The organism is Blastococcus atacamensis, assembly GCF_002938425.1.
Classification (GTDB): Bacteria; Actinomycetota; Actinomycetes; order Mycobacteriales; family Geodermatophilaceae; genus Blastococcus; species Blastococcus atacamensis.
In genome coordinates this window covers 1-18,722 of the sequence record NZ_POQU01000002.1, presented here as the reverse complement: position 1 = coordinate 18,722, position 18,722 = coordinate 1, and the positions used below count along the sequence as shown (strand labels likewise).

20 protein-coding genes and 1 tRNA gene are annotated in these 18,722 nt (G+C 73.9%); 6 read left to right on the top strand and 15 right to left on the bottom strand.

What is annotated here, in order from left to right:
- Positions 1–26 precede the first annotated feature (26 nt).
- The 3 genes from C5508_RS00730 to C5508_RS00720 form a co-directional block, all read right to left on the bottom strand.
- On the bottom strand, positions 27–899 hold the full coding sequence (locus tag C5508_RS00730) for a 3-methyladenine DNA glycosylase (protein ID WP_104522631.1): 873 nt from the start codon (positions 897–899) through the stop codon (positions 27–29).
- A 72-nt stretch (positions 900–971) separates the two neighbouring features.
- The gene (locus C5508_RS00725) at positions 972–2,858 is read right to left on the bottom strand and encodes a helix-turn-helix domain-containing protein (protein WP_104522629.1); all 1,887 of its coding nucleotides are present in this window, start codon (positions 2,856–2,858) and stop codon (positions 972–974) included.
- 71 nt (positions 2,859–2,929) lie between these two features.
- Positions 2,930–3,685 carry a 3-hydroxybutyrate dehydrogenase gene (locus C5508_RS00720; RefSeq protein ID WP_104522627.1) on the bottom strand — a complete coding sequence of 252 codons (756 nt, stop codon included), beginning with the start codon at positions 3,683–3,685 and terminating at the stop codon, positions 2,930–2,932.
- 250 nt (positions 3,686–3,935) lie between these two features.
- On the opposite strand from C5508_RS00720, the gene C5508_RS00715 reads away from it, so the two are divergent.
- Positions 3,936–5,303 (top strand): MFS transporter, encoded by a 1,368-nt coding sequence (locus C5508_RS00715; protein ID WP_104522625.1) that lies wholly within the window; start codon positions 3,936–3,938, stop codon positions 5,301–5,303.
- Between the two features lie 53 nt (positions 5,304–5,356).
- On the opposite strand, the gene C5508_RS19740 is transcribed toward C5508_RS00715, so the two are convergent.
- The 9 genes from C5508_RS19740 to C5508_RS19345 all read right to left on the bottom strand — a co-directional run bounded on the left by C5508_RS19740 (position 5,357) and on the right by C5508_RS19345 (position 10,200).
- Positions 5,357–5,518 (bottom strand): hypothetical protein, encoded by a 162-nt coding sequence (locus C5508_RS19740; RefSeq protein WP_198597758.1) that lies wholly within the window; start codon positions 5,516–5,518, stop codon positions 5,357–5,359.
- 37 nt (positions 5,519–5,555) lie between these two features.
- On the bottom strand, positions 5,556–5,771 hold the full coding sequence (locus C5508_RS00710) for a hypothetical protein (RefSeq protein ID WP_104522623.1): 216 nt from the start codon (positions 5,769–5,771) through the stop codon (positions 5,556–5,558).
- A gap of 138 nt (positions 5,772–5,909) precedes the next feature.
- Positions 5,910–7,754 (bottom strand): acyl-CoA dehydrogenase, encoded by a 1,845-nt coding sequence (locus tag C5508_RS00705; protein ID WP_104522621.1) that lies wholly within the window; start codon positions 7,752–7,754, stop codon positions 5,910–5,912.
- 206 nt (positions 7,755–7,960) lie between these two features.
- On the bottom strand, positions 7,961–8,362 hold the full coding sequence (locus C5508_RS00700) for a lipopolysaccharide assembly protein LapA domain-containing protein (protein WP_104522619.1): 402 nt from the start codon (positions 8,360–8,362) through the stop codon (positions 7,961–7,963).
- Positions 8,359–8,529, bottom strand: coding sequence for a hypothetical protein (locus tag C5508_RS19735; RefSeq protein ID WP_198597757.1), 171 nt, complete (start codon positions 8,527–8,529; stop codon positions 8,359–8,361). The genes C5508_RS00700 and C5508_RS19735 overlap by 4 nt, the downstream gene beginning before the upstream one ends.
- 46 nt (positions 8,530–8,575) lie before the next feature.
- Complete coding sequence (locus C5508_RS00695; RefSeq protein WP_104522617.1) at positions 8,576–9,001, bottom strand: hypothetical protein; 426 nt, start codon at positions 8,999–9,001, stop codon at positions 8,576–8,578.
- Positions 9,002–9,038: 37 nt separating this feature from the next.
- On the bottom strand, positions 9,039–9,665 hold the full coding sequence (locus C5508_RS00690; protein WP_232796824.1) for a TetR/AcrR family transcriptional regulator: 627 nt from the start codon (positions 9,663–9,665) through the stop codon (positions 9,039–9,041).
- 154 nt (positions 9,666–9,819) lie between these two features.
- Positions 9,820–9,954 (bottom strand): hypothetical protein, encoded by a 135-nt coding sequence (locus C5508_RS20435; RefSeq protein ID WP_269801733.1) that lies wholly within the window; start codon positions 9,952–9,954, stop codon positions 9,820–9,822.
- Between the two features lie 90 nt (positions 9,955–10,044).
- Positions 10,045–10,200, bottom strand: coding sequence for a hypothetical protein (locus C5508_RS19345; protein ID WP_157943888.1), 156 nt, complete (start codon positions 10,198–10,200; stop codon positions 10,045–10,047).
- Positions 10,201–10,335: 135 nt separating this feature from the next.
- On the opposite strand from C5508_RS19345, the gene C5508_RS00685 reads away from it, so the two are divergent.
- The 4 genes from C5508_RS00685 (at position 10,336) to C5508_RS00670 (ending at position 13,206) form a co-directional block, all read left to right on the top strand.
- Complete coding sequence (locus tag C5508_RS00685) at positions 10,336–10,677, top strand: DUF3140 domain-containing protein (protein ID WP_104522613.1); 342 nt, start codon at positions 10,336–10,338, stop codon at positions 10,675–10,677.
- A 6-nt stretch (positions 10,678–10,683) separates the two neighbouring features.
- Entirely contained in the window at positions 10,684–11,391 is a 708-nt protein-coding gene (locus C5508_RS00680) for a class I SAM-dependent methyltransferase (RefSeq protein WP_232796823.1), read from the top strand.
- 73 nt (positions 11,392–11,464) lie between these two features.
- Complete coding sequence (locus tag C5508_RS00675; RefSeq protein ID WP_104522611.1) at positions 11,465–12,493, top strand: type III polyketide synthase; 1,029 nt, start codon at positions 11,465–11,467, stop codon at positions 12,491–12,493.
- Positions 12,494–12,561: 68 nt separating this feature from the next.
- Positions 12,562–13,206 carry a response regulator gene (locus C5508_RS00670; RefSeq protein WP_232796822.1) on the top strand — a complete coding sequence of 215 codons (645 nt, stop codon included), beginning with the start codon at positions 12,562–12,564 and terminating at the stop codon, positions 13,204–13,206.
- Between the two features lie 3 nt (positions 13,207–13,209).
- Here the strand turns inward: C5508_RS00670 and C5508_RS00665 are convergent, their stop codons facing one another.
- The gene (locus C5508_RS00665; protein ID WP_232796821.1) at positions 13,210–14,703 is read right to left on the bottom strand and encodes a sensor histidine kinase; all 1,494 of its coding nucleotides are present in this window, start codon (positions 14,701–14,703) and stop codon (positions 13,210–13,212) included.
- A 216-nt stretch (positions 14,704–14,919) separates the two neighbouring features.
- Between C5508_RS00665 and C5508_RS00660 the strand changes: the two genes are divergently transcribed.
- On the top strand, positions 14,920–16,962 hold the full coding sequence (locus C5508_RS00660) for a putative bifunctional diguanylate cyclase/phosphodiesterase (protein ID WP_104522605.1): 2,043 nt from the start codon (positions 14,920–14,922) through the stop codon (positions 16,960–16,962).
- 22 nt (positions 16,963–16,984) lie between these two features.
- On the opposite strand, the gene C5508_RS00655 is transcribed toward C5508_RS00660, so the two are convergent.
- Positions 16,985–17,055: transfer RNA gene (locus C5508_RS00655), tRNA-Gly, on the bottom strand.
- A gap of 854 nt (positions 17,056–17,909) precedes the next feature.
- On the bottom strand, positions 17,910–18,626 hold the full coding sequence (locus C5508_RS00650; protein WP_157943887.1) for an IPT/TIG domain-containing protein: 717 nt from the start codon (positions 18,624–18,626) through the stop codon (positions 17,910–17,912).
- Between the last annotated feature and the right edge of the window lie 96 nt (positions 18,627–18,722).

Genomic DNA, 18,722 nt, shown 5'->3' with positions numbered 1-18,722 from the left:
GGCGAGCCGGGACCCGGAATGGTGAGCTAGGACGCGCCGAGCAGCTGGTCGCAGAGGTCGACGAGCCGGGCCCTGAGGACGGCGCCGCGCTCGGCGAACCCGCGCTGCGCGGCGACATAGGCCGCCTTGCCCTCCGGCGTCTCGATCGCCACCGGCTCGTACCCGTGCGCGCGCAGGTCGTACGGCGAGGCGCGCATGTCCAGCTCCCGGATCTCGACCGCGAGCTCGAAGCAGTCGGCGACCAGATCGCCCGGAGCGGCGGGGCTGAGCTTGTAGGCCCACTTGTAGAGGTCCATGCCGGCGTGCAGGCAGCCCGGCTGCTCGAGGTCGGCCTGCGACTCCCGGGTGGGTTGCAGCCGGTTGCGCCCCACCGCCTGGGGCGTGAAGAACCGGAAGGCGTCGAAGTGGGTGCACCGGATCGGGTGCGCCTCGACCACCGCGTCGGTGCCCTCCCGGCCCAGCCGCAGCGGGACGGCGTGCCGGGTCCGGGTGTCCCGGTAGACCATCGCCCACTCGTGCAGCCCGAAGCAGCCGCTGAACGCCGGACGGGAGGCGGTGGCGGCCAGCAGCCCCCGGACGAAGCGGACTGTGTCGCCGCGGTCGGCGACGTAGGCCTCGGCGTCGAGGTGGACCGTCGCGCCGTCGGCGGCGTACCAGCGCCAGTCCGCGTGCGGTGCGGGCCCGGCCAGCTGCGTTCCCGGACCGGGGTGCCAGCGGCGCAGCCGGCCGGGGGCTTGCGAGTAGTAGCTGAAGAGGAAGTCCAGGACCGGGTGCGACTCCCCGCGGCGCCGGCGCTCCCGGTGCGGCTCGGTCCACCGGTCGATCCGCGCCTCGTGCGCGGCGGCGCGTGCGGTCCACTCCTCGCGCCCGAGCACGGCAGAGGTCGGCGGGGACGGCACCGGACCAGGCTAAGGCCCCGTCCCGGGGCCCGCCCTGAGCCTGCGAAGCGTGGGGAGGGCGGGGTCCTCGCGCTACCCGGGGACGGCGTCGGTGAGCCGGTGCAGGCGCAGGGCCAGCTGGATCTCCAGGGCGCGGGCGGGGGAGGACCAGTCCTTGCCGAGCAGCCGACCCACCCGCTCCAACCGCTGGGTCACGGTGTTGACGTGGACGCGCAGCACGTCGGCCGCACGGGCGGGGGAGTTGCCGGCGTCGAAGAACGCTTGCAGCGTGCCCTCCAGATCGGTGCCCCGCCGGACGTCGTACTCCAGCACCGGTGCGAGCGTGGCGTCGACGAAACCGCGCACGTCCCGCCCCTCGCCGAGCAGCAGGCCGAAGAACCCGAGCTCCGCCGCGCTCGCCGAGGTGCCGCCGCGGCCCAGTGCCACCAGCGTGGCCGCGCAGCGGGCCGCCTCCGCGTGCGCCGACGCCACGGCCCCCGGGCCCCGCGCCGGGCCCGCGCCTCCGGCGGTCACCGGGCCGGCGCCGGCGTTGGCGAGGTCGGAGCGCACGGTGGACGCGGCCGCCCCGGGCGTCAGATCGGGCAGGCACACGACGACGCTGCCCTCGTGCGTGCCGGCGAGCCCGCCGCGCGTCGCGGCCAGGTGGGTGGCGGCCGCGAGCGCCCGGGGGCGGCACCGGGGTTCCACGCGGGCGACGACGACCGCGTGCGGGCGGTCCAGGTCGGCGCCCAGCCGCCGGGCGCGCTCCCGGATGCCGTCGGGGTCGCGCATGCTCCCGCTGAGCAGTTCCTCCAGCAGCTCGCCGCGGACGCGGTTCTCCGCCTCACCGGCCGTCCGCCGGATCAGCAGCAGCAGCGCCGTGACCAGCGCCGCCCGCTCGAGGATGCGCTGGTCGCCCTCGGAGAGCTCCTCCTCCCGGTGCAGCACCAGCCCGCCCAGCAGCTCGCTGTCGACGGTCACCGCGGCGGTCCACCAGCTGCCGTCCCGCACGGTGCGGCCGGTCGAGCGGGCCAGCGTGAGGGCGCCGGCCGGGTCCGGGGGGAGCTCGGCGGCCACGTCGGCCGGCGTCACCCGACCGTCCTCGTCCAGCACCGTGATGCTCCCGCCCAGCGCCTCGGTGACCGCCGCCGCGACGTCCTCCACCCCGCCGCCCCGCAGGACGACGTCGATGAACCGGTCGTGCGCGCCGGCCGCGCGCTCGACCATCGCGGAGTGCGCGCGCAGTTCGCGGCTGGCGGCCGACAGCTCGTCGAGCGCCGACCGCGTCTCCTCGAGCAGCCGGGCGTTGTCCAGCGCGATGGCGGCGTGCGCGGCCAGCGAGCCGAGCAGCGACACCTCGGAGCGGTCGAAGGTCCGCTCCGTCCGGTCGGCGGCGAACAGCACGCCGATCACCTGCGACCCGCGGATGAGCGGGACCCCGAGGATCGCGACCAGCCCCTCCTCCAGGACGCCGTCGTTGATCTCGTCGGTGTGGCGGAACCGGGCGTCGGCGAAGTAGCTGGCGGTGGCGTACGGCGCCGCCGACTGGGCCACCAGCCCGCCCAGGCCCGCGCCCATCTGCAGGCGGAGGGACTGGAAGCGGGCGGACACCGAGCCGTCCGTGACCCGCATGTAGGTGTCGCCCGCGACGGGGTCGTGCAGGGTCAGGTAGGAGACATCGGTGCCCAGCAGCGACCGCGCCCGCCGGACGATCGCGGTGAGCACGGAGTCCACGCCTCGCAGCGCGGCCAGGTCGTTGGCGGTGTCGAACAGGGCGGACAGCTCCGACTCGCGACGACGACGCGCCGCGAACGCCTCGCGCACCTGCAGCGCCAGCAGCTTGGCCCGCTCCAGCTCGGCCAGCTCCTCCCCGGCCGCACCCGCGGCGCGGGCGCGCACCAGCGGGCGCTCGTACTCGATGGCGGCGGCGTCCTCGAGCAGCAGCTCGAAGTACTCGGCGGCCCAGGTCACGTCGGGCATTGTCGCGGACGTCGGCCCCCTGTAGGGGCCCGCCGCGAGCTTGCGAGTGCTGGGGAGCAGGGGGCCCTTCGTCAATGTGCGCTCCACCCGCCGTCCATCACCAGCGAGGTGCCGGTGACCGACGCCGCCGCCGGCGAGCACAGCCAGGCCACCGCGTCGGCGACCTCGGCGGGCTCGATGAGCCGCTTGACCGCCGCCGGCGCGAGCATCACCTGCCCGACCACCTGGTCCTCCGAGAGGCCGTGCGCCCGGGCCTGGTCGGCGATCTGGCCCTCGACCAGCGGCGTCCGGACGTAGGCGGGGTTCACGCAGTTGGACGTGACGCCGTGCTCGGCGCCCTCCAGCGCGATCACCTTGGACAGGCCCTCCAGGCCGTGCTTGGCCGTCACGTAGGCCGACTTGTAGGGCGAGGCGCGGAGGCCGTGCACGGAGCTGATGTTGACGACGCGGCCCCAGCCCTGCGCGTACATGTGCGGGAGCGTCACCCGGGCCAGCCGGAAAGGGGCCTCGAGCATCAGCCGCAGGATGTAGGAGAACCGGTCGACCGGGAACTCGTGCAGCGGGGCGACGTGCTGCAGCCCGGCGTTGTTCACCAGGATGTCGACGGCCGGATCGATGCGGTCCACGGCATCGAGGTCGGCGAGGTCGACGGCGAGCGCGGCGCCCCCCACCTCGGCGGCGACCGCTTCGGCGGCGGCGGCGTCCCGGTCCGCGACGACGACCGAGGCGCCCTCCGCCGCGAGCCGGACGGCGCAGGCGCGGCCGATGCCCGACGCCCCACCCGTGATCAGTGCGCGCCGTCCGACCAGGGAACCGTTGACCGCCATGGACGCGACGCTAGGCCGATCGTGCGACGTCCCCCACGGTTGCACGCCACACAGCGGACGACGGTTCCGTGGTGCTCCGCCACACCGATGCCTGGGGTCTGCGGTCGGGAAGGAGCCCGCCCCGCGCCCCGGTGGTCATGGGCGGTGGCCACACCCTCGGCCGGGCGATCGGGGCGGCCCGGCACATGGACCCGGGACGGAGGCGGTCCTAGCGTCCATGACCGGCATCACACAACCCGAGGAGGGGTCCATGTCCGCACCTGCGAAGCCCAGGGCCGGTTTCGGCCGCGTCGTGGGCGCGAGCGTCATCGGAACGACGGTCGAGTGGTACGACTTCTTCCTGTACGGCTCCGCCGCCGCCCTGGTGTTCCCGTCGCTGTTCTTCCCCGAGCAGTCGGATTTCGCCGGCACGCTGCTGTCCTTCGGCACCTACGCCGTGGGCTTCGCCGCCCGGCCGATCGGCGCGCTGGTCTTCGGGCACTTCGGCGACCGGATCGGGCGCAAGAAGCTGCTGGTCATCTCGCTGCTGATGATGGGCGGGGCGACCTTTGCGATCGGCCTGCTGCCCACGTTCGGCACGGTGGGCGTCCTCGCACCGCTGCTGCTGGTGACGCTGCGCCTGATCCAGGGATTCGCCCTCGGCGGTGAGTGGGGTGGCGCCGTCCTGCTGGTCTCCGAGCACGGCAGGCCGGAGAACCGCGGCTTCTGGTCGTCCTGGCCGCAGGCGGGTGCACCGGCGGGCAACCTGCTCGCCACCGGCGTGCTCGCCCTGCTGGCGGCGTTCCAGTCCGACGAGGCGTTCCGGGACTGGGGCTGGCGGATCCCGTTCCTGCTGTCCGCCGTGCTGATCATCGTCGGCATGTTCGTCCGGCTGGCGGTGAGCGAGTCACCGGTGTTCCTGGAGGCGCAGCGGGTGGCCGCGGAGAAGGCCGCGCAGACCGGTGTGGCCGAGAAGGCCCCGATCCTCACCGTGCTCGCCCACTACAAGCGCGAGGTCCTGGTCGCCATGGGCGCCCGGATCGCGGAGAACGTCTCGTTCTACCTGCTCACGGCCTTCAGCCTGTCGTACCTGATCAATGCGCAGGGGGCGAGCTCGTCGTTCACCCTCAACGCGCTGGTGATCGCCTCGGCCGTGCACCTGGTGACGATCCCGCTGTGGGGCGCGCTGTCGGACCGGGTCGGCCGCCGGCCGGTCTACCTCTTCGGCGCCGTCGGCATCGGCGTCTGGGCCTTCGCCCTGTTCGGCCTGCTGGACGCCGACAGCTTCTGGCTGAGCGTCTTCGCCATCACCGGCGGACTGCTGTTCCACGGCGCCATGTACGGCCCGCAGGCAGCCTTCTTCGCGGAGCTGTTCGGCACCAAGTCGCGCTACACCGGCGTGGGCATCGGTTCGCAGCTGGCGTCCCTGGTGGCAGGGGCGCCCGCGCCGCTCATCGCGCTCGCGCTGCTCGGCAGCTTCGAGGATCCCAACCCGACGCGGGTGTCGCTCTACCTGCTGGGTTGCGCCGTGGTGACGGTGATCGCGGTGCTGGCCTACGGCGAGACCCGGACGCGCGACCTGGCCGCCGACCACGCCGTCGTGCCGACGGGGGGCGGCCGAGCCGCCGAGCGCGTCTGACGGAGACCCTCCTCGCCTCCCCGAGCATGCGGGAGAGGCGAGGGGGGACCCCTCTAGTCCGGGGCGTTCCCGGGGCGGACGACGCCGTCGTCGGCCTGGGCGTCCCCGTCGGTGGTGAGCGTGGCGCTCCCTTCGGGACCGTCGGAGTTCGAGTCCTCGCCGACGGGGCCGTCGGTCGTGTCGGGGGACTCGCGGTAGCCGGTGGGCTCGCTCATCGTTCTCCTCGGGGTGCAGGACGCGCGGACGCCGGGCTCATACCTCGCCCGAGGCGCCGGCACGCCTGGCCCGAGCGATGTCACCCTCGGCGCGGGCCGGCAGGTCGTCTCCCTGAGCGGCGTCCCGCTCGATCGCCTCGTCGGCGGTGAGGGGCACGTCGTCGAAGGACGACGAGGAGTCGCCGTTGTCGCCGGTGCCCGACGCGGTCGGGACGTCCTGCTGGATGCGGTCGCTGCCCTGTGGGTCGCTCATGGGATCCCTCCTGAAATGTCGACGTCCTCCCGCCATGCCCCTGGTTCCGGCCCGGAAACGGCCAGGTGACCTGATGGAACGGCCACCCTTCAGGGGCCCGCGCCGAGCGTGCGAGGCGTGGGGGGAAGGGTGGTCCTCTCAGAACGCGGCCTCGTCGACGTCCATCAGGGCGTTGTCGGTGTTCTCGACGATCGCTCGCTCGGAGCTCAGCCGGGGCAGCACCTGGGTGGCGAAGAACCGGGTGGCGGCCAGCTTGCCCTCGTAGAAGTGCTTGTCCCTCTCGCTGACGTCGCCGGCCAGGGCGGCCAGGGCCACCTCGGACTGGCGGACCAGCAGCCACGCGGTGACCAGGTCGCCGGTCGACAGCAGCAGCCGGCTCGTGTTCTGCGCGACCTTGTACAGCGAGGACATGTCCTCCTGGGCGGCCGTCAGGTGGCCGAACATCGCGGCGAGCATGCCCTGGACGTCCTGCAGCGCGGCGCCGAGCAGCGCCCGCTCCTCCTTGAGCCGGCCGTTGCCGACCTCGCCCTCGACCGTCGCCTGGATCTGCTCGGCCAGCCAGGTCAGGGCGACGCCGCCGTCCTTGACGATCTTCCGGAAGAAGAAGTCCTGGCCCTGGATCGCCGTCGTGCCCTCGTACAGGGTGTCGATCTTGGAGTCGCGGATGTACTGCTCGATCGGGTAGTCCTGCAGGAAGCCGGAGCCGCCCAGGGTCTGCAGCGACTCCGAGGTCAGCAGCTCCGTCGCCCGCTCGGAGCCGAAGCCCTTCACGATCGGCAGCAGCAGGTCGTTGACCCGCTCGGCGAGCTTCGCCTCCTCGCTGTCGCCGGCACCGGCGGCCTCGGCCTCGGTCACCTGGTCGCGGAAGCTCGCGGTGTAGAGGTACAGCGCCCGCATGCCCTCGGCGTAGGCCTTCTGCCGCATCAGGGACCGGCGGACGTCGGGGTGGTGGGTGATGGGAACCCGCGGCGCGTCCTTCGACGTCGCCGTCAGGTCGGCGCCCTGCACGCGGGTCTTCGCGTAGTCCAGCGCGACCTGGTAGCCGGCGGACAGCGTGGCGATGGCCTTGGCCCCGACGAACATGCGGGCGTGCTCGATGACCTTGAACATCTGGGCGATGCCGTCGTGCACCTCGCCGACGAGCCAGCCCTGCGCCGGCACCGGGCCGTCGCCGAACGTGAGCTCGCAGGTGGTGGACACCTTGAGGCCCATCTTCTTCTCGACGTTGGTGACGTAGGCGCCGTTGCGCTCGCCCAGCTCACCCGTCGCGAGGTCCACGTGGAACTTGGGGACGACGAACAGCGACAGGCCCTTGGTGCCGGCCTTCGCGCCCTCGGGGCGGGCCAGCACCAGGTGGATGATGTTGTCGCTCATGTCGTGCTCGGCGGAGGTGATGAACCGCTTCACGCCGGTGATGTGCCAGGAGCCGTCGGGCTGCTGCACGGCCTTGGTGGTGCCGGCGCCGACGTCGGAACCCGCGTCGGGCTCGGTGAGCACCATCGTGGCGCCCCACTTGTGCTCCAGCATCAGCTCGGCCATGCGCTTCTGGTCGGGGGTGCCGAGCTCGTCGAGGATGGCCGCGAACGCCGCGCCCGAGCCGTACATGAACACGGCCGGATTGGCGCCGAGGATCATCTCGAAGGCGCCCCAGGTCAGGGCGTGCGGTGCGCCGAAGCCACCGAGGTGCTCGGGCAGGTCGAGGCGGGCCCACTCGCCGTCCTCGACGGCCTTGTACGACTTCTTGAACGACTCCGGGATCGTCACGGAGTTCGTCGCCGGGTCGAAGACCGGCGGGTTGCGGTCCGCATCGACGAAGGAGGCCGCGACCGGCCCCTCGGCGAGCTTGCGGATCTCGCCCAGGATCCCGCGCGCGGTGTCGGCGTCCATCTGCTCGAACGGACCGGTGCCGAACTTGTCCTTGGTGTCCAGGAACTCGAAGAGGTTGAACTCGAGGTCCCGGAGGTTCGCGGTGTAGTGACTCATGTGCGCTGGGCTCCCGTGCTGCATGCCGATGGACGGCGCTTCCTACTCGCCGGTAACAAACGCTATTACTCACGGGTAACAACGGCAAGCCCCAGTCGGTCCGACACGCCTCGAGCGTCAGAAGTGCCCCGATGGGAGGAGGGGTCGCGCACGACGCGGGCCCGCACGCGCGGCGGCGCGTGCGGGCCCGGGAGTCGAGCGGAGGATCAGCGGTTGCGGCGGCGTGCCCGTCGCACGAGGCCGGCCAGCCACACGAGCAGCCCACCGAGCGCGGCGGCGACGAGCAGAGCCAGGACGAGCGGGGCCTCCACGTCGCCGAAGACCAGGCTGATGGGCACGGTCTGGTTGTTGAAAACGACGAACAGCACGAGCACCACGGTCACGAACAGCAGCAGGGCCAGGGCCAGGGACCGGCCGATGGTGCGGCCGGCGTGCCGCTCCCGGGTCGGCGCCGGCGTGCGCCCGGGGCCGCTCTCGGCCGGCCGCGTCGTCTCCTGCCCCGTCGTGACCGGCCCCGTACCGGACGGGCCGGCGGGGGTCGAGGTCGTCGGCGGGTTCAGCCCGACGCTCAGCGGGTCACCCGACGTCCCGGGACCGGGGGTGCTCATCGGGCGTCCGGCTCGGTGCCGGCCGGCGGGTACGCCGGACCCGCGATCCCGTCGGCGGGACCCTCGGTCGCCCCCAGCGACTCGCGGTCCTCCCCCGGGGCCTTCTCGGCTCCCAGCGGCTCCGCCTCGCGGCCCGAGCCGTGGCCGTTCTCGTCAGGCATCGTCATGGGGGGAGGTCTGCCCGGTGCCGGGCCCGGGGAAACGACCCGCCGATCACTCCGAGAGGGCCGGTCCGGCCTCGTGGTTCGGATGGCCGACGGTGCGCTCGCGCTGCTTCATCCGGGCCTCGAACACGTGCCGGTCCCCGCCCGCGAGCTCGTCGCGGGCCCGTGCGTCGTAGGCGCGGAACGTGCCCCAGTAGTTCTCGTCGAAGTCCTCGACGATCTGGAAGGTCCACCGGTCGGCGATGACGTTGCGCCCGACCAGGTCACGGTCGAGGTCCGCGGCCAGCTCGGTGGCGCCGGCCCGCTCGAACAGCTCCGCCGACTCCTGCAGCAGGCGGTCGGCCTTGCCGGTGAGCTGGTGGAAGGCGTACAGGAAGCCGCGGGCCTGGTCGACGGTCTCCAAAGCCTCGGAGAGCTTGCCCAGCGCCTCGACCGTCGAGTCGTCGAGGTCGGGGCGGGTGCGGTCGCTGGTCACCCGGCCATCCTGCGGGCCGGGCGGTTCGTGCGCCCGGTCAGGCCCCGGCGACTGCCGCGTCGATCAGCTTCTCGGCGAGCTGCCGGCCGTGCGCGGCCGGGCCGTCGGGGCCCAGGAGGCCGCCGGAGAGGTACATGCCGTCGATGATCAGGTGCAGCTGCGCGGCGAGGTCCTCGCCACCGCCGGGCACGATCTCCTCGGCCAGTCGCTCCAGGCGGCCGTAGAGCTCGAACTTGTAGTCGGCGGCGGCGCTACGGGCGGGGTGCTGCGGGTCGTCGTACTCGCTGCTGACGTTGTTGAACGGGCAGCCGCGGAAACCGGTGCGGGTGACGTCGCGCTCCACGGCGTCCACGACGGACAGCAGGGCCGCCCGCGGATCGCCCTCGAGCCGGGCGAGCTCGGCGTCGATGAACGCGAGCACGGTGGCCGCCTTGCGGGAGAGGTAGGCGCCGACGAGGTCGTCCTTGCTCTTGAAGAGCCGGTAGACCGTCATCTTGCCCAGGCCGGTCTCCCGGACGAGCTCGTCCATGCCGACGCTGCGGGAGCTGCGGCTGGAGAACAGCCGCTCGGCGGTGTCGAGCACGATCGCCTGCCGCTCGGCGCGGCTCCGGCGGACCGGCGCCGAGGTGTCGTCGGCGGCGGCGAGGTCCAGTACGGCGGTCACGTCAGCGAGCATGCACCGGTACGTGACGGAGCAGTTCGCGGCACGCCGACGTGGTCGCTCTGGGTGACGAGGGGCGTCCGGGCTGAACGGGGCTCCGGTGTTACTTGGGGTCGGTGTGGTCACGCACCGTGTTCTTCAGCGGTTCGACTGCACCTCAGGTGCGCCGGGTCCGCCGGGGGTTGGCGAGCATGCGGGCGACGGCGCGGGCTGCGGCCTCGACGCGGGGCTCCTCGGTCGTGGGCCCGGCGGTCGGCTCGCTGGTGCGGTGCTGGTCGGCGTTCTGATCCATGTGCCGCAGCGTGCCCGACGGGTGACCCGGCGAAACCGCCACTCCCTCGGACGGGGGTCCGGGACGCTGTGCGCGTCCCGGACCCGGTGCTCACGCGTCCGGCGTGTCGGCGCCGCCGCCGGCGGCGTCCGACCGGCCCTCGGCCGGCTCCTCGGGGTGCGGGGTGCGGCCGCTGCCGCCCTCCTCGCCGGCGGGGTCGCCCTCGGCGCGTTCGGGGCTGCGGGGAGTGCGATGGGACTCGCTCATGTCGGCTCCTCCTCGTCGGTACGGATCTCGGATCCTGTGCCCGGTCCTCACGGTGGCGAACCTCAGGTCACCTGGGGCGGTTTCCGGCGGGCCGCCGCGCGGTAGGGGAGGGGGGACGACGCGAGCGGAGGACCGATGGCCGGCGAGGACCCCGACGAGATCAGGCGCGACTTCGGCGAGGCGGTCAACATGACCGCGGGCGAGCTGGAGGAGTGGCTGGAGACCGACGAGTCCCAGGCGGTCGGGCAGAAGGACGGCGGCGGAGAGTCCACCGGCCATGCGTCCGGTCGTCGGATCATCGAGCTGCTGCGCACGAAGAAGGACGACCTCAGCGACGACGACCTGGCGCACATGCGGAAGGTGCACGGCTACGTGCAGCGACACCTGGCCCAGGAGCCGAAGGCGGAGGACGTCGAGACCTCCAAGTGGCGCTACTCCTTGATGAACTGGGGCCACGACCCGCTGAAGAAGGGCTAGCCGCCCGTGCCGACCCCGCCGCTGGCCCGCAACGACCCGGCTCAGTACGACCTCCTGGTCGACGAGTGGTGGGAGGGCAACGACGGTTTCGCGATGCTGCGCTGGCTGGCGGACTCGCGGGCCGAGCACATCCCGCCGGCCGCGGGCGCCGGCTCGCTGCTGGTGGACCTCGCGTGCGGCGGCGGGCTGATGGCCCCGCACGCCGCCCGGCTGGGCTACCGGCACGTCGGCGTCGACCTGGGCCTGGCCGGGCTGGCCCTCGCCCGGCGGCACGGGGTGCTCCCCGTGCGGGGGTCCGTGCTGGCAGTGCCGCTGGTCGACGGGTGCGCCGACGTGGTGGTCGCCGGCGAGATCCTCGAGCACGTCGACGACGACGTCGCCGTCCTCGCCGAGGCCGCCCGGCTGCTCAAGCCGGGCGGGACCCTGGTCATCGACGCGATCGCCGCGACCAGGCTGGCGGACCTCGTCGCCGTCCGGATCGGCGAGCGGCTGCCAGGGGGGCCGCCGCCCGGCATCCACGACCCGGCCCTGTTCGTCGACCGCCGACAGCTGCTCGCGGCCGCCGACCGGCTCGGGCTGGACCTGCGGCTGGTGGGCCTGCGGCCGTCGGTGCGTGACGTCGTCGCGTGGCGACGCGGGCGCCGGCGCAGCGTGCGGATGAAGCGGTTGCCGACCACCGCCGTGCTCTTCGCCGGGTACGGGCGTAAGCGGTGAGGGAGCGTCGGCGCGAGGGCGCACGTACCGCCGGGACGATGACCCCGAGCAGCTCCGCCGCGGAGCGGCGCCCGTGAGCGCAGCAGTCGTCACCGGTGCGGCGTCCGCGCTGCCGGCGACCCTGGACCAGCGAGCCGCGTGGGACGGGTTCTTCGCCCGCCACTACGAGGGCGTGCGCGCCGCGGAGCGCATCTTCATGGGTGCCGGGGTGCAGCGCCGGCACGCCGTGGCCAACCCCATGGACGAGGACCTCAGCGACTGGGGGACCGGGGCCCGCATGGCCCGCTACATCCAGGAGGCCCTGCCGCTGGGCAAGCAGGCCGTGGCCGGCGCGCTGGACTCGGCGGGTCTCGCGCCCGGCGACGTCGGGCTCTTCGCGGTCGCCACCTGCACCGGGTACGCGACGCCGGGCCTGGACATCCGGCTGGCCAGTGACCTCGGCATGCCGCCGGGTCTGCAGCGGCTGCTGGTCGGGCACATGGGCTGCTACGCCGCGATCCCCGGGCTGGCGGCCGTGGGTGACTTCGTCACGGCGCGTTCCCGCCCGGCGGTGCTGCTGTGCTGCGAGCTGACCAGCCTGCACGTGCAGCCGGCGCAGCGGGACCTCGAGCAGGTGGTGGCGCACGCGCTGTTCTCCGACGCAGCCGCGGCCGTCGTGGTGGAGCCGGGCGCCTCCCGTGGGCACAGCCTGGCCGGCATCGTGGCGCGCACCGACGCGTCCACCGCCGACCACATGACCTGGGACGTCACCGACCTCGGCTTCCGGATGGGGCTCTCCCCGAAGGTGCCCGGCGTGCTCTCCCGGCACGTGGGGGAGGTGGTCGACGAGCTGCTGGCCGGCGCCGGGCTCCGGATGGAGGACGTCGCCGGGTGGGCGGTGCACCCCGGCGGTCCCCGGATCATCGACGTCGTCCGCGACGAGCTGGGCCTGCGCGAGGACCAGGTGGGCGCCTCGCGGCGGGTGCTCGCCGAGCACGGCAACTGCTCCTCCGCCACCGTGCTGCTGGTCCTGCAGGAGCTGGCCGACGTCGACGGGCCGATCGTGGCGATGGCCTTCGGGCCCGGCCTGACCCTCTACGCGGCCCTGCTGCTGCCCGCCTGAGGCTGCCCGGCGTCCCACCACCCCCTACGCTCCCCTGTGGCGGGGATCACATGAGCGGAGGAGGGGTCGTGCAGCCGTCCTCCGGGGTCCGCGTCTTCCTGGTCGACGACCACGAGGTGGTCCGGCGCGGAGTGGCCGAAGTCCTCGAGGACGATCCCGCGATCTTCGTCGCCGGGGAGGCCGGAACGGTGGCCGAGGCCCTCGTCCGGGTGCCGGCCGTGCGGCCCGACGTCGTCATCGTGGACATGCGGCTGCCCGACGGGGACGGCGCCACACTGTGCCGGGACCTGCGGGCCCGCGTGCCGGGCCTGCCCTGCCTGGTCCTCACCAGCTACGCCGAGCAGGACGCCCGCGATGCCGCCCTGCAGGCCGGCGCCGCCGGCTTCCTGCTGAAGCAGGTGCGCGGATCGGCCCTGGTGACGGCGGTGCGCACCGTGGCGGCCGGCGGCACCCTGGCCCCCGACGGCGTCCGTGCGCCGGCGGTCAGGCCGGGCACCGACCGCCTGGCCCGCCTCACCGACCAGGAGCGGATCGTCCTGCGGCTCATCGGCGAGGGGCTGACCAACCGCCAGATCGGCGAGCGGATGGGCCTTGCCGAGAAGACGGTGAAGAACTACACCAGCCACCTGCTCGCCAAGCTGGGGCTCGAGCGGCGCACCCAGGCGGCGATCCTGGCCACCGAGCTGCGCGACTCCCGCGCCCCCGGGCGCTGAGGCTCACCGCCTCAGCGGCACCACCCACTCGATCTCGGTGCCCGACGGTGCGGCGGACACCGTGAGCCTGCCGCCGCGCCGCTCGGCCCGGTCGGCGAGGTTGGCCAGCCCGCTGCGCACGGTCACCGGTGGCAGCCCTCGGCCGTCGTCGGTCACCACCACGCGGATCCCACCGGCGATCGCCACCATCACGGTCAAGCGGGACGCCGCGGCGTGCCGCACCACGTTGGTCACCAGCTCGCGGACCACCGCCACCAGTTCGGGCACCAGGTCCGACGGCAGGTCCTCGACCTCGCTGCGGACCCGGAGCGCCGGCCGCACGCCGTGCCCCTCGGTCACCGAGCGCACGACCTCGGCCAGCCGGCGACGCACGGCCGCCGACGAGACGTCCTGCGCGCCGTGCAGCTCGAAGATCGACTCGCGGATGCGGGCGATCGTCCCGTCGAGCTCGTCCACCCGCTCCGCGATCCGGGCCGCTGCCCCGGGCGCCGTGGTCTCCAGGGACCGCCCGACCCGGTCCAGGGCCAGCGCGGTGGCGAAGATGCGCTGCACCACGTGGTCGTGCAGGTCCCGCGCGATCCGGTCCCGGTCGGCCTGCAGCTGGAGCTCCCGCTCCCGCGCCTGGCTGCTCACGAGCTCCATCGCGACCGTGGCCTGCGTCGCGAACGCTGCCGCCAGCTCGAGCACGCGGGGATCGAAGGGCCGTCGGCCCCCGGCGCGCAGCACCGCGAGCGTGGCCGGCGGCGACGGCCCGCCGAGGGGGATGTACAGGGCCGGCCCGTAGTTCCGGGCGATCTCGCCGACGACCTCCGCCGGGTGGGTGCCCGGCAGCGGGGTGGCGGCGTCCTCGATCAGCTGGGGGACGCCGGAGCGGTGCGCCTCGTGCAGGCGTGTCTCGGCCAGCGGCAGGCGGACGCCCTCCATCTCCGCTGCGGTCGGACCGCCCACCGCCGCGCTGATCATCAGCGTCCGGTCCCCGTCGCCCGCCGGCACGAGCACGCCCACGGCGTCGGCCGCGGCCAGCTCGGCGACCCGCGCGGCGGCGTCGCGCAGAACCCGGTCGGCCGGCGTTCCCGAGAGCAGCGCGGTGGCGATGGCGGTGCCCGCCAGTGCCCACACGCGGCATCGCCCGGCGTGCTCGAGCAGCAGGGCGTTCTCCACCGCCGGACCCGCGACGGCCGACAGCGCCCGGGCCGTCGCGAGGTCGGCGGGGGCGAAGGCGGCCGCGTCGGGTGCCCGTTCCAGCCGGAGGGTCGCGAGACCGCCGTCGCCGACGGGGAGGACGAGGGTGTGGTCGGCGGCAGCCTCGACGGCGGGCGGCGAGCCGACGGTGACGGACCGGTCCGGTCCGAGTCGGCCGTGCACGGTCAGCACCGCGCACGCGGCGGCCAGGTGGCGTACGGCGGTCGACGCCACCCGTTCCAGCGTGGCGTCGACCGCGCCGTCCAGTCGCGGGTCGTCGTTCACCGGGGACCCCGGTGGGGCGGGCGGGGGCACGGCCCGAACCGTAGGAGCGTCGGCACGGAGGCGGAAGCGTTCCGTTCATCGTGGGGGGCGATCCGGTGGCGTCCCAGGGACCAAAGACCCCGGGACGCGAACCGGTGCGTCTTCCCCGTGCCGCGCGGCCCACACGCGCCTCGCGGCGGCTCCCCCGATGGGGGGAGGGCGGGGTGCCGCCTCAAGGAGACGCGCCCGCCGTCCGATGCGGAGGGCATGACCGTTCTCGGCCGCTTGCGGGGCACCGGACTGCTGGTGCGGTTCGGCGTGCTGAGCATGGTGCTGACGGTCGGTCTGGGTGTCGTCCTCGGCTCCGTGCTCAGCAACGCCATCGTCGATCGTGCCCGCGAGCAGGCCGAGTGGACGGCGATCGTGACGGTGCGGCTCGGACTGCAGCCGCAGCTGGACCGGGCGGACCTCGAGGAGGGCTTCGACGTCGCCCGGCTGGCCCGGGTGGAGAACGCGGTGCGCGCCGCGGGCGACAAGCTGCAGGCCTCCGGCCGCCAGCTGGACGACCTCGACCCCGTCGAGCTCAAGATCTACAACCGCGCCGGCGCGATCGTGTACTCCGACGACCATTCGATCATCGGCACGCGGTCGGAATCCGCCGAGCTCAGGCAGGCACTCGGGGGCCAGGTGGTGTCCGGGCTGGAGAACTCGGTCGACGACTCCGACACCGCCGATGCCGCACCCGAGCTGCTCGAGGTCTACGTGCCGGTGCAGTACGCGGGGTCCGACCGGCCCGACGGCGTCATCGAGCTCTACCTGCCCTACGCGCCCGTGAGCACGGCCGTGCGGGAGGACGTGCGCACCCTCGACCTGGTGCTCGCCGCCAGCCTCGCCGTCTTCTACGCGGCGCTGTTCCGCGTCGTCTCCCGCGCCTCCCGGCGCCTGCAGGCCCAGACCGAGGAGCTGCGCTCGTCGGCCGAGCGGGACCGGCACGCCGCCACCCACGACGCGCTGACCGGCCTGCCCAACCGCATCCTGCTGCGCGACCGCCTCGACCAGGCGCTGGCCGGGGCCAGCCGGTCCACGGCGGAGGTCGCCGTGCTGCTCGTCGACCTCGACCGGTTCAAGGAGATCAACGACAGCCTCGGCCATGCCTACGGCGACGCGCTGCTGTGCCAGGTGGCGCCCCGGCTCTCCGGCGTCCTCCGCGACGGCGACACGGTGGCCCGGTTCGGCGGCGACGAGTTCGCCGTCCTGCTGCCCGCCGTCGACGGCGTGGGCGAGGCCGAGGCCGTCGCCGAGCGGCTCCGGGAGGCGCTGCACCGCCCCTTCGACGTCGCCGGTGTCACGCTGGACGTCGAGGTCAGCGTGGGCATCGCCGTCTCGCCGTGGCACGGCACCGACAGCGACGAGCTGCTGCGCTCGGCCGACATCGCCATGTACGTGGCGAAGGAGCGCAAGGCCGGCGCCGTCGTGTTCGCCCCCGACGACCACGTGGCCGCGCCCTCGCGGCTCACCGTCCTCGGCGACCTCCGCCGGGCGCTGGAGGGCGACGACGAGCTGTTCCTGCACTACCAGCCCAAGTACACCCTGGACGGCGAGCGCATCGAGGGCGTCGAGGCGCTCCTGCGCTGGCAGCACCCCACGCAGGGCCTCGTCCCACCGGCCGAGTTCGTGCCGGTGGCCGAGGGCACGGGCATCATCCTGCGGCTCACCGAGCGGGTGCTGGGCCTCGCGCTGGCCCAGGCGCGGCGGTGGATCGACGCCGGTCACCCGATGCCGGTGGCGGTGAACCTGTCCACGCGGTGCCTGCTCGACGCCGGACTGCCCGACCTGGTCGAGCGGCTGCTGGCCGAGCACGGCGTGCCGGCCCGCGTGCTGCGCCTGGAGGTCACCGAGAGCGCCGTCATGACCGACGCCACCCGCTGCATGGAGGTGCTCCAGCGCCTGCACGAGCTGGGACTGCGGCTGTCGATCGACGACTTCGGCACCGGGTACAGCTCGATGGCCCACCTGCGCCGGCTGCCCGTGGACGAGCTGAAGATCGACCGGTCGTTCGTGCTGGGCATGACGACCAGCGCGCAGGACGCCGTCCTGGTGCGGACCGCCGTCGACCTGGGCCACAATCTGGGGATGACCGTCGTCGCCGAGGGCGTCGAGGAGCCCGAGCACGTGGCCGCGCTGCGGGAGCTGGGCTGCGACATCGCGCAGGGCTACCACTTCAGCCGGCCGGTGGCCGCCGAGGTGCTGGACGTCCTGCTGGCCGCGGTCGGCACGATCCACGACGAGGCGGCGATCAGTCCGCGCTGACCCGGGGGGCCGCGCGGGGCGGAGCGGGTGACGAGAATCGAACTCGCACTGTCAGCTTGGGAAGCTGATGTTCTACCATTGAACTACACCCGCGAACGGCGACGACACTACCTCGTGGCCCCGCCGCCGCGGCAGTCGCCCCCGCTCAGCGACGCATGGCGGCCAGGAAGCCGATGGCCTCCGACCGCTCCTTCTCCGCCATTCGCGAGAGCCGGGTGACACCCGCCGGAGCTGCTCGACCGGGGCGGTGGCCCGCTCGGGGGCGCGGCCGGTCCGGTCGGTCCGGTCCTCGACCTCCGGGACGACGACGGCGGGGGCCGCCCGGTGGTGAGGAGCTTCCGGTGGAAGCGGCCCTCCGCTGCGGAACTCAGCGCCGCCGACGACTGGCGGACCAAGTCGTCGGAGACGTCGAACGCCCGGTCGAGGGCGCCGTCGAGCGCGGTCAGCTCGGGAGCGCCCGGTCACGGCGTCAGACGGCTGCGCGCCTCGAGGTCGCTCTTCGCCGCCGGCTCGCAGGACCGCGTGAACTGCCGGACGAATCCCCGGTGGACCGCGAGCTCTCCGGCGTCGGTCCGGCCGCGCGGGAAATGCCTGCCCATGCCGGCTCTCCCGGCGGTGACGATCGGACGAACGCCTCCTCGCTCTGCCGCTGCTCGGGGAGCACGGAGACGTTCAACCGGAAGGAGACGTCCACCGCGTCGCCGGCACTGGCGTGCCGGCGGTCCTCGGCGCGGAACGAGGCGGCGGGGATCGGCCGCGGAGACGAGCAGCTCGTCGCCGGGAACGAGCGCTCGCACCCCCGGACAGCGGAGGGCGGTGCGGGCGCCGGGGCGCAGCAGGGAGCGCCCGGAACCATCCGGGGTACGACACCGCGCCCCGTCCGTATGGGGAAGCCGGACGGGGCGCGGTGGCTCAGGAGGCGCGGTCGATCCGCGCCGGGAAGGGCGTCAGATCGCGACGCCGGTGCAGCTGGCCGAGCAGTTCAGCGACCAGATCGAGCCGAGCGCGGAGAACCGGTCGGAGCGGACCAGGCGCTCGCCCGAGGAGCCGGTGCGCACTGTGGGCGCGGCCGCGGGCGGAGTGCTCGTGTCGTCGGGGGACGTCCCGCCCGGCGGCGTGTCCGGGGTGGTCGGCCCGGAGGAGCCGTCCTCCGGTGCCGGCGGGGCCGGAGTGGTGGTCCCGGGGCCGGATCCGACCTCCTCGACGTAGGTGAGCGCGTTGGACAGCACCGCCGAGCGGCCGTCCTGGGCGTACACCGACACGTCGTAGGGACCGGCCACGCGGGCAGGGACGCGGAACACCAGGCGCGTCGTCGTGCTCTGCACGACGTCGGCCGTGGCGGTCTGCCCGATGCGCACCGTCGGGGCGATCGGGAGGGCCAGGCCCGACACCGTCACGAGCGTCCCGCCGGCGGTGTCGACGACGTTCGGGCTCAGCGACGTGATCCGGAAGGCGCTCACCTCCGGGTAGGTCGTCGTGCCCGGGACGGCCGGCGAGGCGGGCGCGGATCCCTCCGGTGTCTCGGCGCCCGGCTCGGGGGTGCCCGGAGCGGGTGCGGTGGGCGCCGGGGTCGTCGGGCCAGGGGTGCCCGGCTCGGGAGCGCCGGGCGCCGGAACGCCGGGTGCCGGGGTCCCCGGAGCAGGGGTGCTGGCTCTTATACACATGTGAAGGTGACGACGAAGGGGAAGGGAGAAGTCCAGGTGTTGGGCTGAGCTATGACAACACAGCAAAATACACTAAGACATGAAGAGACTGTCATA

Coding starts and splice junctions, on each gene's coding strand:
- C5508_RS00715 (WP_104522625.1), top strand. CDS start 3,936: ATGTCCGCACCTGCGAAGCCCAGGGCCGGTTTCGGCCGCGTCGTGGGC.
- C5508_RS00660 (WP_104522605.1), top strand. CDS start 14,920: ATGACCGTTCTCGGCCGCTTGCGGGGCACCGGACTGCTGGTGCGGTTC.
- C5508_RS20435 (WP_269801733.1), bottom strand. CDS start 9,954: ATGGATCAGAACGCCGACCAGCACCGCACCAGCGAGCCGACCGCCGGG.
- C5508_RS19740 (WP_198597758.1), bottom strand. CDS start 5,518: ATGAGCGAGCCCACCGGCTACCGCGAGTCCCCCGACACGACCGACGGC.
- C5508_RS19345 (WP_157943888.1), bottom strand. CDS start 10,200: ATGAGCGAGTCCCATCGCACTCCCCGCAGCCCCGAACGCGCCGAGGGC.
- C5508_RS00720 (WP_104522627.1), bottom strand. CDS start 3,685: ATGGCGGTCAACGGTTCCCTGGTCGGACGGCGCGCACTGATCACGGGT.
- C5508_RS00725 (WP_104522629.1), bottom strand. CDS start 2,858: ATGCCCGACGTGACCTGGGCCGCCGAGTACTTCGAGCTGCTGCTCGAG.
- C5508_RS00705 (WP_104522621.1), bottom strand. CDS start 7,754: ATGAGTCACTACACCGCGAACCTCCGGGACCTCGAGTTCAACCTCTTC.
- C5508_RS00700 (WP_104522619.1), bottom strand. CDS start 8,362: ATGAGCACCCCCGGTCCCGGGACGTCGGGTGACCCGCTGAGCGTCGGG.
- C5508_RS00685 (WP_104522613.1), top strand. CDS start 10,336: ATGGCCGGCGAGGACCCCGACGAGATCAGGCGCGACTTCGGCGAGGCG.
- C5508_RS19735 (WP_198597757.1), bottom strand. CDS start 8,529: ATGACGATGCCTGACGAGAACGGCCACGGCTCGGGCCGCGAGGCGGAG.
- C5508_RS00650 (WP_157943887.1), bottom strand. CDS start 18,626: ATGTGTATAAGAGCCAGCACCCCTGCTCCGGGGACCCCGGCACCCGGC.
- C5508_RS00710 (WP_104522623.1), bottom strand. CDS start 5,771: ATGAGCGACCCACAGGGCAGCGACCGCATCCAGCAGGACGTCCCGACC.